This is a genomic window from Streptomyces sp. NRRL S-244, from assembly GCF_000717915.1.
Taxonomy (GTDB): domain Bacteria; phylum Actinomycetota; class Actinomycetes; order Streptomycetales; family Streptomycetaceae; genus Streptomyces.
Map to the genome: position 1 here is coordinate 115012 of NZ_JOCX01000011.1, position 12142 is coordinate 127153.

A 12142-nucleotide genomic window follows, 5' to 3' on the forward strand; every position below is an offset into this window, starting at 1 on the left:
CCCGCTCGGGCGCCGGGCGATCGAAGACGCACAACCGATGGGCGAGGGGTACGCATGACTGACACCGGCCAGGTACCGGGCGAGGGTCTCCCGGACAACGCGGGCATGGTGGATCAGCAGGGCATTCCCGCTCCGGTCCAGCACCCGGGCCCCGCCCCCGCTCCCGTCCAGGGCGGCTACGCCTTCCAGGACCTCGTGGACAACCCGGCCGAGCCGGAGGACGAGGAACTGCTGCTGATGCCGAGCGGCCAGGGCGCGTGGAGCGACCCGCAGGTCGTGCCGCCGGCGCCGGTCTTCCCGGTCGAGACCTCCTACGGCGACGCGCCCTACGCCGAGTACCCCGAGGCGCCGGCCGCGTACGCCGAGTCCGCCTACCCCGCCCCGGCCGCGTTCCCCGACCCCTCCTACGGCGACGCCTCGTACAGCGCGGGCGCGCACGAGGCCGGCGGCCGCGATTCCGGCGCGCTCGACCTCGGAGGCCTCGTGGTCCCGCCGCCGGCCGCCGCCCCGGTGGTTCCGGCCGCGCCCGTGGCCCAGACCGCGCCCTCCCGCCGGCCGCTGCACATGGGCCCGCCCGTGCCCGAGGCCACCGGCGGAGTCGTACGCTCCCTCGCCGACCGGGGTCCGGCCGCCGCTCCGGTGGCCCCCGCCGTGCCCGTGGCACAGGTGGCGGCTCCCGCAGCGTCCGCAGTTCCCGCGGCGCCCGTGGCCGTGCAGGTCGCTGCTCCGGTGGCGCCGGTTCCGGTCCAGGTGGCCGGGCCGCCGACCGTGGGCCCCGAGTACCTGGACGTCCCGCGTCCCGAGGCCGTCGCCGCGGCGGCCGCGCCGCAGCCGGGCGAGATCCCGCCGCAGGCCGGCGCCCCGTGGACGGCGGAGCCGGCCCCGGAGCCGGTGGCCGCCCCGGAGCCCGTCGTCGTACCCGAGCCCGTGATGGCCCCCGAGCCCGTCATGGCGCCTGCGCCCGCGGTGGTGCCCGAGCCCGTCATGGCGCCCGAGGCGTCGGCGGCCGAGGTCCCCGCCGAGTCCCCGGCGGCCCCGCAGGCCCCTCAGCCGGAGCCGGCCGCCGCGGTGGAGCCCGAGCCGGCCGCCGTCGCCGTGGCCGTCGTGGAGCCCGCGCCGGAGCCCGTCGCCGAGGCGCCCGTCGCCGCGGAGCCCGACGCCGAAGCCCCGGTGGCGCCCGCCGTGGAGCCAGCGCCGGAGCCGGTCGTGGCCGAGGCCGCGCCGTCGGAGGTGCCGGTGGCGGACGCACCGGTGGCGGAGGCTCCGGCCGCCGAGCCGGAGCCGGAGGCCCTGCCCGCGGAGACGCCGGTCCAGGCCCCCGAGGCCGTCGAGTCCGTCGCTCCCGAGGCCCCTGCGGCCCCCGTCGCCCTGGAGCCCGTACCGGAGGCGGTCCCGCAGGCCGAGGCGGTGGAGCCCGAAGCCGCTCCCGAGCCCGCGCCGGAGCCGGTCGCCGCAGCGGAGCCCGAGCCGGTCGTCGTACCGGCCGCCGAGCCGCCGGTGGCCGAGGCCCCCGCCGAGCACGAGTCCGAGGCTCCCGCCGCTGCCGAGGCCGAGCCCGAGCACTTCGTCCCCCTCGTATCCGTCGCGGAGTCCGCCGCGGGCGAGGCGGCCCCCGCGTACACCGACGCCGAGCGCGAGGCGGTCCTGCGCGTCATGCGCGAACGCCGCGACATCCGCAACGGCTTCCGCACCGACCCGATCCCGCACGAGGTGCTCCTGCGCGTCCTGGAGGCCGCCCACCACGCGCCCAGCGTGGGCCACTCCCAGCCGTGGGACTTCGTCGTCATCCGTTCGGCCGAGACCCGCCGGACCATGCACGAGCTCGCCCAGCGCCAGCGCGAGGCCTACGCGAAGTCGCTGCCCAAGGGCCGGGCGAAGCAGTTCAAGCAGCTCAAGATCGAGGCCATCCTCGACACCCCGGTGAACATCGTCGTCACCGCCGACCCCACCCGCGGCGGCCGCCACACCCTCGGCCGGCACACCCAGCCGCAGATGGCCCCGTACTCCTCGGCCCTCGCCGTCGAGAACCTCTGGCTCGCCGCGCGCGCCGAGGGCCTCGGCGTCGGCTGGGTCAGCTTCTTCGACGAGCGCGAGATGGTCCGCGAGCTCGGCCTGCCCGAGCACCTGGAGGTCGTCGCCTACCTGTGCGTCGGCTACGTCGACGAGTTCCCGGAGGAGCCGGAGCTGGCGCAGGCCGGCTGGTCGCAGCGCCGGCCGCTGGCCTGGGTCGTGCACGAGGAGACGTACGGGCGCCGCGCGCTGCCCGGCGAGGAGCCGCACGACCTGCTCTCGGAGACGGTCGCCAGCATCCGCCCGCTCGACGCGAAGGCGCTGGGCGAGGCGTGGGAGCGCCAGAAGCGCATGACCAAGCCCGCCGGGGCCCTGGGCATGCTCGAAATCATCTCCGCACAGCTGTCCGGCCTCTCCCGGGTCTGCCCGCCGCCGATCCCGGAGCCGGCCGCGGTCGCGATCTTCGCGGGCGACCACGGGGTCCACGCCCAGGGCGTCACCCCGTGGCCCCAGGAGGTCACCACGCAGATGGTGGCCAACTTCCTGGGCGGCGGCGCGGTCTGCAACGCGTTCGCCAACCAGGTGGGCGCCGAGGTCTGCGTGATCGACGTCGGCGTGGCAGGGGACCTCCCCGCCACCCCCGGCCTGCTCCCGCGCAAGGTCCGCCCGGGCACGGCGGACCTCTCCACGGGCCCGGCGATGACCCGCGAGGAAGCGATCGCGGCCATCGAGGTGGGCATCGAAACGGCCCGAGACCTGGTGGCGGCGGGCAACAAGGCGCTGCTGACGGGCGAGATGGGCATCGCGAACACGACGGTGTCGGCCGCCCTGATCTCGGTCTTCACCGGGGTCGACCCGGCGGAGGTCACCGGCCGCGGCACGGGCATCAACGACGAGACGCACGCCCGCAAGGTCGAGGTCGTACGCCGCGCACTGGAGCTCCACCAGCCGGACCCGGCGGACCCGATCGGCGTCCTCGCGGCGATCGGCGGCCTGGAGCACGCGGCGATCGTCGGCCTCCTCCTGGGCGGAGCCTCCCTGCGCACCCCCGTGATCCTGGACGGCGTCAGCGCCGGCGCGGCAGCCCTGGTGGCCCGTGCCATCGCCCCGGAATCCCTCTCGGCGTGCATCGCGGGCCACCGCAGCGCGGAGCCGGGCCACGTGGCGGCCCTGAACAAGCTGGGCCTGCGCCCCCTGGTCGACCTGGACCTCCGCCTCGGCGAGGGCACGGGCGCGCTGCTGGCCCTCCCGCTGGTCCAGAGCGCGGCCCGCGCGATGCACGAGGTGGCCACGTTCGACTCGGCCGGAGTCACCGAGAAGTAGCCCCTGCGGCGCCGCTGCCGGGGGCTCTGCCCCCGGACGGGGTCTGGGGCGGAGCCCCTAGTTCCGGGAAGGGGCGGGCAGGGGAGAGCCGCCCGCAGGGCCCGCCCCGCGCCACCGCCCCGGCCGGGCCGTATCGTGGACCCGCACAAGAAACCGCACGTCAATACGCCCGCCGCTCCAACGCCGCAGCGGCAAGCCACAACGACGACCGCCGCGTCAGGAGCCGCACCGCCATGGCTGAACACCCCGCGTACCCTGTCGGCCTGAGACTCGCCGGCCGCCGCGTCGTCGTCATCGGCGGCGGCCAGGTCGCCCAGCGCCGGCTGCCCGCGCTCGTCGCGGCCGGCGCCGACGTCCTCCTCGTCTCGCCCTCCGCCACGCCCTCCGTGGACGCCATGGCCGAGACCGGCGAGATCCGCTGGGAGCGCCGCCGCTACCGGGACGGGGACCTGGACGGTGCCTGGTACGCGCTGATCGCGACCCGCGACCGGGCCGCCAACGACGCCGCCTCCGCCGAGGCCGAGCGCCGCCGGGTCTGGTGCGTGCGCGCCGACGACGCCGAGGCGGCCACCGCCTGGACCCCGGCCACCGGCCGCGTCGAGGGCGTCACCGTCGCCGTCCTGAGCGGCAACGACCCCCGCCGCTCCGCCGCCGTCCGCGACGCGGTCGTCGAGGGGCTGCGCGACGGCTCCCTCACCGCCAGCCGCGTCCGCACCCCCGGCGTCGCCCTCGTCGGCGGCGGCCCCGGCGACCCCGACCTGATCACCGTCCGCGGGCGCCGCCTCCTCGCCGAGGCCGACGTGGTCATCGCCGACCGGCTCGGCCCCCGCGACCTGCTCGACGAACTCCCGCCGCACGTCGAGGTCATCGACGCCGCGAAGATCCCGTACGGCCGCTACATGGCCCAGGAGGCCATCAACAACGCCCTGATCGAGCACGCCCGGGCCGGCAAGGCCGTGGTCCGGCTCAAGGGCGGGGACCCGTACGTCTTCGGCCGCGGCATGGAGGAGCTCCAGGCCCTCGCCGAGGCCGGCATCCCCTGCACCGTCGTCCCCGGCATCTCCAGCTCCATCTCGGTGCCCGGCGCCGTCGGCATCCCGGTCACCCACCGCGGTGTGGCGCACGAGTTCACCGTGGTCAGCGGCCACGTCGGCCCCGACGACCCGCGTTCCCTGGTGGACTGGGCCTCCCTCGCCAAGCTCACCGGCACCCTGGTGATCCTGATGGGCGTGGACAAGATCGGCCTGATCGCCGAGGCCCTCGTCCGCCACGGCCGCCCCGCCGGCACCCCGGTCGCGGTCGTCCAGGAGGGCACCACGGCCACCCAGCGCCGCGTGGACGCCACGCTCGCCACCGTCGGCGAGACCGTACGGGCGGAGGGGATCCGTCCGCCCGCGGTCATCGTGATCGGCGAAGTCGTCAACGTCGGGGCCCACGCCGCCCCCACCGCCTGAAACACCCAGGCCCCGCACGGCCGTTGGAACCTCACCCCGGACAAGGCAGTATCACCCTGTGGCTGATCTCATCACCGTCGAAGACCCCGACGACCCCCGCCTGCGCGACTACACGGGCCTGACCGACGTCGAACTGCGGCGCCGGCGCGAGCCCGCGGAAGGCCTGTTCATCGCCGAGGGCGAGAAGGTCATCAGACGCGCCAAGGACGCCGGGTACGAGATGCGCTCGATGCTGCTCTCCGCCAAGTGGGTCGACGTGATGCGCGACGTCATCGACGAGCTCCCGGCCCCGGTCTACGCCGTCACCCCGGAGCTCGCCGAACGCGTCACCGGCTACCACGTGCACCGCGGCGCCCTCGCCTCGATGCAGCGCAAGCCGCTGCCGGCGGCCGACGAGCTGCTCGCGGCGGAGGGGGCGGGCGCGGGCCACCGGATCGCCGTCTTCGAGGGCTTCGTCGACCACGCCAACCTCGGCGCCGCCTTCCGCAGCGCCGCGGCCCTCGGCATCAGCGCGATACTCCTCTCCCCGGACTGCGCGGATCCGCTCTACCGGCGCGCCATCAAGGTCTCGATGGGGTCCGTGTTCTCGGTTCCGTACGCGCGCCTGGACCAGTGGCCCGCCGATCTGGAGAAGGTCCGCGAGGCGGGCTACCGGATCCTGGCCATGACGCCGAGCCCGAAGGCCACCGCGCTGGACCAGGTACCGCCGGAGCGCTTCGAGCGTTCCGCGATCATGCTCGGCTCCGAGGGCCACGGCCTGTCCACCTACGCGCTGCGGGCCGCCGACGAGTGGGTCCGGATCCCGATGGCGGAGGGGATCGACTCCCTGAACGTGGCCGCGGCCTCGGCGGTGGCCTTCTACGCGACCCGCCCGCCCCAGCCGCAGGCCCCCGCCCCGGTCTCCCCGGAGCTCTAGGAACCGGCTAGAACTTCTGGGCGGCGGCGATCCCCAGCGCCACGATCAGCGTGACCACGACGAACACGATCAGCCGCTGGCGCATCAGCCGGGGGTCCGGCCGCGAGGGGCGCCGCCCGGCTCCCGTCGTACGCGGGGCCTGGCGGCCTCCCGTACGCCCAGCCGTCGGCCGGGAGGACGGGCCGCCCGGGTTCCGCGAGGACGAAGGGCGCGGGGACGAGGGCCGGGAGGAAGAGGGCCGCGCGTGCCCACCGCTGTTCGGGCCCTGACCCTGGCCCTGCCCGTGACCGTGGCCCTGGTCCGGCCCCTGGGGCGCGGGCGTGCCGCCCGTACGCCGCTCCGTTTGCTGGTCCGCGTACTCACCGGCCCGCTCCGTCAGCCGCCCGGTCGGTCGCTCGGCCCGCACGCGCTGCGCCGGCGGGCGCCCGTCGGACAGCCCCTGCGCCTCGCGGGCCGCGATCTCCTTCAGCCGCATCGACAGCTGGAGCGTGCTGGGCCGCTCCTCGGGGTCCTTGGCCAGGCAGGCCTGTACGAGGGGCGCCAGCGCGTCCGGGACCCCCACCAGATGCGGCTCCTCGTGCACCACGCGGTACAGCATGACCTCGGAACTGCCGTGCCCGAAGGGCGAGTCGGCGGTCGCCGCGTAGGCAAGGGTGGCTCCCAGCGCGAACACGTCGGTCGCCGGGGTGACGGCGGCCCCGCGCACCTGTTCGGGGGCGAGGAAGCCGGGGGAGCCGACGGCCGTACCCACATGGGTGAGGGTGCTCGCACCGGTGGCCCAGGCGATCCCGAAGTCGATGATCCGGGGACCCTTGGGGGACAGAAGAATGTTCGAGGGCTTGAGATCGCGGTGGACGACCCCCGCCTCGTGCACGGCGACCAGTCCCTCGGAGAGCGCGGCCCCGATCGCGGCGATCTGCGCGGCCGTGAGGGGACCCTCCTCGGCCACCTTGTCGTGCAGGGACGGGCCGGGCACGTACTGCGTGGCGAACCACGGGCGCTCCGCGTCCAGGTCCGCGGCCACCAGGCGCGCGGTGCACCCGCCGCGGATCCGGCGGGCGGCGGACACCTCGCGCGCGAAGCGGGAGCGGAACTCCTGGTCCTCGGCCAGGTCGGGCCGGATCACCTTCAGCGCGACCCGCTGGCCGCGCCGGTCCGATCCCAGGTAGACCACGCCCATGCCGCCGGCGCCGAGGCGTCGGTGCAGCCTGAATGAGCCGACGACACGCGGGTCCTCGCGCCGGAGCCGCATCATCGCCATGTCCACCCCGCTGACCGGTCGTCCTGTTGACGTGCCACAGCTTACGGACGATCCGCCACGAGCGCTCAGAGGCCGCGCCCTCGCCGGAAGAATCGATCGTCAGTGCGGGGCAGCCCACTTGAGGGTTCCTCACCCGCACGGACCCCTGCCCGTACGGCACTTGCCCGTACGGCCAAGCGGCCCTCGGGCCAAGGGGATTGGGCATCCGGCCGGGGTCGTGCGCGGGGCGCGCGGAGGGCGGGAGCGCGTGCGCCGGGCGGGCGCTCGGGGCGATCTTGCGAGTACCCCGTCGGCAGACACGCATGCGCGGGGAGTGACGGAAGTGAGCGAACTCACTACCCTCCGGTCATCCCCTCCGGGATGACCCTCAGAACGGGGGGCCGGTCTCCACCCAGGGGAGTACACGCACGGTGGCCCGTCATCCTCTTGGAGGCCTGCCAAGGGGTACGAGGGCAGGACGCCAGGGGCCCTCGCCGCGCCTAGTGTTGAAGACAAGCGGCGGGTGGCGCACTCGTCCCCCGAGGTCACGAGCCCGCCGCTGCCAACCGACAGGGAGAGGACCATGGCGGACATCACGCGGCACGGACGCAAGGCATTCGCGTTCAACGGCCATGAGTCCGGCACGCGCCACCCACTGGTGGCCGCGGCCATGGTGCTCCCCCTGGCCGCCCTCCTGCTCTTCCTCTTCGGAGGATTCGACCAGGTGGCGGCACAGGCGTCGTCCGTGGGCGTGATGCTGGGGCGCTGAGCGGCGCCCCGGGTCCGGGAGAGCGGCCCGGACCGGGACATCGGCCTGTCGAACCCCGTGGGGACGGGGGCGCGACGGACGGCAGGTGAAGGGTGCTGCCCGTACGACTGGGGAGTCGGACGGGCAGCACCCTTTTTCATGCCGTCCCACACCGTCGTCCGCCGCTTCATGCGGCCCCGCGGTTCCGTAACCTGCTTCCGAGACGCCAGCGACGGGAGCCGTGGAGCCGCGATGAACCAGGAGCCACTGCCCGCCGCCCTCGCGGCGTACGCCGGCGCGGGGGAGCGCGGCGCCCCCTACGAGCTGCTCGCCGAGCGCGAGGACGGCACGGTCGTGCGCTGCGGCGAGATCGTCGCCAAGGCGCACGCCGGGGACAGCGACCGCGCGGGCCTCGCCGTACGGATGCGGATCGCCGCGGACGAGGCGCTGGCCGGGGTGCTGCTGGCCCCGCTGCGCCCCGAGGTCGGCTACCTCGGGGGCCGGCCGGTCTCCCTCTGGCCGTACGGGGCTCCGGTCGACCCGGAGCGTCCCGAGGACGCCCCCTGGGAGGCGGCCGGACGGCTTTTGGCGGCCCTGCACCAGGTGCCCGTGCACCGGCTGCCCGGCCCGGTCCCCCCGATGCGGGGCCCGGCCAAACTCGCCCGCGCCCTGCGCCGCCTGTCCCGGGCCACGGCTCCCGACGGGGTCAGGGGTCCCGACGGGGTGCGGAGTACCGACGGCGCCCGCAGTGCTGACGGCGCCCGCAGTGCTGACGGCGCCCGCAGTCCTGACGTCGCCCGGAGTCCGGCCGGGGCGCGGTCCGGGGCCGCGCTCGTGCCCGGCCCCGCCGAGGGCCGGCCCGCCGGCGACCTCGTACGGGCCGCTGCGCGGACCCTGCCCGCCTGGGTGCGCGGGGAGGCGCCGGCACCCCGCGGCGGGGCCCTGTGCCACGGGGACCTGCACCTCGGGCAGTTGGTGCGGGGGCCCGGCCCCGACGGGGGCTGGCGGCTCATCGACGTGGACGACCTCGGCATCGGGACCCCCGCCTGGGATCTGGCGCGGCCCGCCGCCTGGTACGCCGCCGGGCTGCTCGACACCGGCACCTGGGTCCGCTTCCTCGACTCCTACCGCGCCGCCGGCGGCCCCGCGGCCGGACCGCCCGGCTCCGACCCCTGGCCGGAACTGGACCTCGCCGCCCGGGCCCTCACCGTGCAGACCGCCGCCCTCGCCCTGGCCAAATCGGCGGAAAGCCGACGCCGACTCGAAGACGTGGAGCGGCTGATGGTGGAGTCCTGTGCCCGAATTGCCTCCCTCCCGCCCGACTTGGAGGCACAGGCTCCGTCGTAGGGTGAGCTTCACGCCACCGGGCATGCATCCGGTGTCGAAGCAGACGGCGAGGAGTTGATCCGGTCATGCAGTGTCCGAAGTGTCACGCGATGATGCACACCTACAACCGCAACGGTGTCCAGATCGAGCAGTGCAGCAACTGCCGCGGCATCTTCCTGGACTACGGCGAGCTGGAGGCGCTGACCCGCCTGGAGTCCCAGTACACCGGCGGCCAGTACGGCCAGGTCCCGCCGCCGGCCGCGCCCCCGGCCCCCTACCCGGCCGCGCACGCCCCCGCCCCGGCCTGGGGCGCCCCGCACCACGGCGGCCACGGCCACGGTCACCACGGCCACCACAAGGGCGGCTTCGGCCGGATGCTCTTCTCCTCCTGAGGCCCCGGGCTCCGGGCTCTGGGCCCCGGGCTCCGGGCCCGCCACAACGCAGAAGCCCCGGCCGTCGAAACGGCCGGGGCTTCCGGAGGTGGTGCGCGATACTGGGATTGAACCAGTGACCTCTTCCGTGTCAGGGAAGCGCTCTCCCGCTGAGCTAATCGCGCGGGACTACGGTGCGAAACCGCAGATGAAGCAGGTGATGCCTGTACTGCGTGCGCGATACTGGGATTGAACCAGTGACCTCTTCCGTGTCAGGGAAGCGCTCTCCCGCTGAGCTAATCGCGCGGGGATCCTTGCGGATCAGTGGACGATACTGGGATTGAACCAGTGACCTCTTCCGTGTCAGGGAAGCGCTCTCCCGCTGAGCTAATCGTCCTTGGAGGTGGAGACGGGATTTGAACCCGTGTAGACGGCTTTGCAGGCCGTTGCCTCGCCTCTCGGCCACTCCACCATGGAGCTGGCAGGGGTTCTCGGGAAGATCCCCCACTTCGAGCGGACGACGAGACTCGAACTCGCGACATCCACCTTGGCAAGGTGGTGCTCTACCAACTGAGCTACGTCCGCAGGTCACCGTGTTCGCTCCGGGGTTTTCCCCCTTCGCTCCCTGGCGACGTGTTGAACTCTAGCGGATTCCCGGGCCAGCTCAAAAACGCGTTTCCGCAGCGTGCTGCCGCTCGATCACCACCGGTCACCCGGCGGTCACCTCACCGGCGCCGCGGCGTCACCGGTCATAGACTCGCAGCCGTGCACGACCTGCTTCCCCTGGCCCGCTTCGGCGGCCTCCTCGCGACCGACCTCCGAGACGTCACCAGCGACCCCTCCGCCCTCGACTCGACGGGCTTCTGGGCGGTCGCCGCCGACTTCGAGGGACGCCTGGTCTGCGCCCGCTTCGGCGACATACGCCCCGACCCCGTCCCGGCGCCCGTCCCGGGGGCCTGGCGCGGCCCCGCCGCGGACCAGTGGTCCTCCTCCCTCGACCGCGCGGCCTACACGGCCGGAGTACGCCGCATCCGCGAATACATCGCCGCCGGCGAGGTCTACCAGGCCAACCTCTGCCGCGTGATGTCCGCGCCGCTGCCCGACCCGGACCGCGCCGACGTCGACGCCCTCACGGCCCTGCTCGCCCGCGGCAACCCCGCCCCGTACGCAGGAACGATTCGGCTGCCGGCCCACGGCGTCGAGATCGCCACCGCGTCCCCCGAGCTGTACCTGCGCCGGGTCGGCCGCCACGTGGAGTCCGGCCCCATCAAGGGCACCGGCCGCACCGCCGCCGACCTCCTGCCCAAGGACCACGCCGAGAACGTCATGATCGTGGACCTCGTACGCAACGACCTCGGCCGGGTCTGCGCCACCGGCTCCGTCTCCGTCCCCGAGCTGTGCGCCGTCGAGGAGCACCCGGGCCTGGTCCACCTCGTCTCCACCGTCAGCGGCGAACTCGCCGAGGGCGCGGGCTGGCCCGAGCTGCTCGCCGCCACCTTCCCGCCCGGCTCCGTCACCGGCGCCCCGAAGTCCTCCGCGCTGCGGATCATCGAGGCCCTGGAGACCGCCCCCCGCGGCCCCTACTGCGGGGGCATCGGCTGGGTCGACGCCGACCGCGGCACCGCCGAGCTCGCCGTCGGCATCCGCACCTTCTGGATCGACCGCCGGCGCCCGGGCGGCCCGAGCCTGCTCTTCGGCACCGGCGCCGGCATCACCTGGGGCTCCGACCCCGATCGCGAATGGGCCGAGACGGAGCTGAAGGCAGCCCGGTTGCTCAGGGTAGCGTCGGGAACCCATGAGGTGACCGGCACCCCTGGGTGAGCGGAGGGATCGTACGGTGAGGATCTGGCTCGACGGCGCGCTGCGGGAAGCCGACAGCGCACAGGTGTCCGTCTTCGACCACGGGCTGACCGTGGGCGACGGCGTGTTCGAGACGGTGAAGGCGGAGCGCGGCACCGCCTTCGCCCTCACCCGCCACGTGGACCGGCTGACCCGCTCGGCCCGCGGCCTCGGACTGCCCGACCCCGACCCGGACGAGGTGCGCCGGGCCTGCGCGGCCGTCCTTGAGGCCAATCCGCTGCCGCTCGCCCGGATGCGCATCACGTACACGGGCGGCGTGTCCCCGCTCGGCTCCGACCGCGGCGACGCCGCCCCCACCCTCGTGGTGGCCGTGGCCGAGGAGAACCGCCGGCCGGACACCACCGCCGTGATCACGGTGCCCTGGGTCCGCAACGAGCGATCCGCCGTGGCCGGCCTGAAGACCACCTCGTACGCCGAGAACGTCGTCGCGCTGGCCGCCGCCCACCGGGCCGGGGCCTCCGAGGCACTGTTCGCGAACACCGTCGGGCGGCTCTGCGAGGGCACCGGCTCCAACGTGTTCGTCGTGCTGGACGGGGAGCTGTACACGCCGCCCCTCGCCTCCGGCTGCCTCGCCGGCATCACCCGGGCCCTCGTCGTGGACTGGGCCGGCGCCAAGGAGACGGACCTGCCCTTCGAGGCGCTGGAGCAGGCCGAGGAGATCTTCCTGACCTCCACGCTGCGCGATGTGCAGGCCGTCCACCGGGTCGACGGGCGGACCGTGGCCGCGGCCGTGCCGGGGCCCGTCACGGCCGAGGCGATGCGGATCTTCGACGCGCACGCCGGCGCGGACCTGGACCCCTGATCCGGGTGCCCGGTGCGACGGGCGGGACGGGCGGGACGGGTGTAACGGGTGGGACCGGGAAAGGGGCACCGCCCGAACCGCCCGTTTAATGG

General features: G+C 74.8%; 9 protein-coding genes and 5 tRNA genes. 8 read left to right on the forward strand and 6 right to left on the reverse strand.

Annotation, left to right across the window (positions count from 1 at the left end; all coding sequences use genetic code 11):
- Positions 1 to 54: 54 nt before the first annotated feature.
- The 3 genes from cobT (at position 55) to IF02_RS0115750 (ending at position 5703) form a co-directional block, all read left to right on the forward strand.
- Positions 55 to 3333 carry a nicotinate-nucleotide--dimethylbenzimidazole phosphoribosyltransferase gene (gene cobT / locus IF02_RS0115740; RefSeq protein WP_030157321.1) on the forward strand — a complete coding sequence of 1093 codons (3279 nt, stop codon included), beginning with the start codon at positions 55 to 57 and terminating at the stop codon, positions 3331 to 3333.
- A gap of 233 nt (positions 3334 to 3566) precedes the next feature.
- On the forward strand, positions 3567 to 4787 hold the full coding sequence (cobA, locus tag IF02_RS0115745; RefSeq protein ID WP_030157323.1) for a uroporphyrinogen-III C-methyltransferase: 1221 nt from the start codon (positions 3567 to 3569) through the stop codon (positions 4785 to 4787).
- 58 nt (positions 4788 to 4845) lie between these two features.
- Entirely contained in the window at positions 4846 to 5703 is an 858-nt protein-coding gene (locus tag IF02_RS0115750) for a TrmH family RNA methyltransferase (RefSeq protein ID WP_030157325.1), read from the forward strand.
- Positions 5704 to 5710: 7 nt separating this feature from the next.
- Here IF02_RS0115750 and IF02_RS0115755 read toward each other — a convergent pair whose 3' ends face one another.
- Positions 5711 to 6970: a serine/threonine-protein kinase gene (locus IF02_RS0115755; RefSeq protein WP_420708157.1), complete on the reverse strand. Its 1260-nt coding sequence runs from the start codon at positions 6968 to 6970 to the stop codon at positions 5711 to 5713.
- Between the two features lie 556 nt (positions 6971 to 7526).
- Here IF02_RS0115755 and IF02_RS0115760 point away from each other — a divergent pair.
- The 3 genes from IF02_RS0115760 to IF02_RS0115770 all read left to right on the forward strand — a co-directional run bounded on the left by IF02_RS0115760 (position 7527) and on the right by IF02_RS0115770 (position 9409).
- A complete protein-coding gene (locus tag IF02_RS0115760; protein ID WP_030157329.1) occupies positions 7527 to 7712 on the forward strand; it encodes a hypothetical protein in 186 nt (61 codons plus the stop codon).
- A 231-nt stretch (positions 7713 to 7943) separates the two neighbouring features.
- A complete protein-coding gene (locus IF02_RS0115765) occupies positions 7944 to 9038 on the forward strand; it encodes a phosphotransferase (RefSeq protein WP_037836368.1) in 1095 nt (364 codons plus the stop codon).
- A gap of 65 nt (positions 9039 to 9103) precedes the next feature.
- Positions 9104 to 9409 (forward strand): zf-TFIIB domain-containing protein, encoded by a 306-nt coding sequence (locus IF02_RS0115770; RefSeq protein ID WP_030157333.1) that lies wholly within the window; start codon positions 9104 to 9106, stop codon positions 9407 to 9409.
- 89 nt (positions 9410 to 9498) lie between these two features.
- On the opposite strand, the gene IF02_RS0115775 is transcribed toward IF02_RS0115770, so the two are convergent.
- The 5 genes from IF02_RS0115775 to IF02_RS0115795 all read right to left on the reverse strand — a co-directional run bounded on the left by IF02_RS0115775 (position 9499) and on the right by IF02_RS0115795 (position 9973).
- Positions 9499 to 9573, reverse strand: a tRNA-Val gene (locus IF02_RS0115775).
- A gap of 49 nt (positions 9574 to 9622) precedes the next feature.
- Positions 9623 to 9694 (reverse strand) — tRNA-Val (locus IF02_RS0115780).
- Positions 9695 to 9713: 19 nt separating this feature from the next.
- Positions 9714 to 9785 (reverse strand) — tRNA-Val (locus IF02_RS0115785).
- Between the two features lies 1 nt (position 9786).
- Positions 9787 to 9860, reverse strand: a tRNA-Cys gene (locus tag IF02_RS0115790).
- Between the two features lie 40 nt (positions 9861 to 9900).
- Positions 9901 to 9973: transfer RNA gene (locus IF02_RS0115795), tRNA-Gly, on the reverse strand.
- A gap of 180 nt (positions 9974 to 10153) precedes the next feature.
- Between IF02_RS0115795 and IF02_RS0115800 the strand changes: the two genes are divergently transcribed.
- Both IF02_RS0115800 and IF02_RS0115805 read left to right on the forward strand, forming a co-directional pair.
- The gene (locus IF02_RS0115800; RefSeq protein ID WP_030157334.1) at positions 10154 to 11209 is read left to right on the forward strand and encodes a chorismate-binding protein; all 1056 of its coding nucleotides are present in this window, start codon (positions 10154 to 10156) and stop codon (positions 11207 to 11209) included.
- Between the two features lie 16 nt (positions 11210 to 11225).
- The gene (locus IF02_RS0115805; protein WP_030157336.1) at positions 11226 to 12050 is read left to right on the forward strand and encodes an aminotransferase class IV; all 825 of its coding nucleotides are present in this window, start codon (positions 11226 to 11228) and stop codon (positions 12048 to 12050) included.
- Positions 12051 to 12142: the final 92 nt, after the last annotated feature.

Excerpts from the sequence above, each read along its gene's own strand:
- IF02_RS0115765 (WP_037836368.1), top strand. The coding sequence starts at position 7,944 with ATGAACCAGGAGCCACTGCCCGCCGCCCTCGCGGCGTACGCCGGCGCG.
- IF02_RS0115770 (WP_030157333.1), top strand. The coding sequence starts at position 9,104 with ATGCAGTGTCCGAAGTGTCACGCGATGATGCACACCTACAACCGCAAC.
- IF02_RS0115760 (WP_030157329.1), top strand. The coding sequence starts at position 7,527 with ATGGCGGACATCACGCGGCACGGACGCAAGGCATTCGCGTTCAACGGC.
- cobT (WP_030157321.1), top strand. The coding sequence starts at position 55 with ATGACTGACACCGGCCAGGTACCGGGCGAGGGTCTCCCGGACAACGCG.
- cobA (WP_030157323.1), top strand. The coding sequence starts at position 3,567 with ATGGCTGAACACCCCGCGTACCCTGTCGGCCTGAGACTCGCCGGCCGC.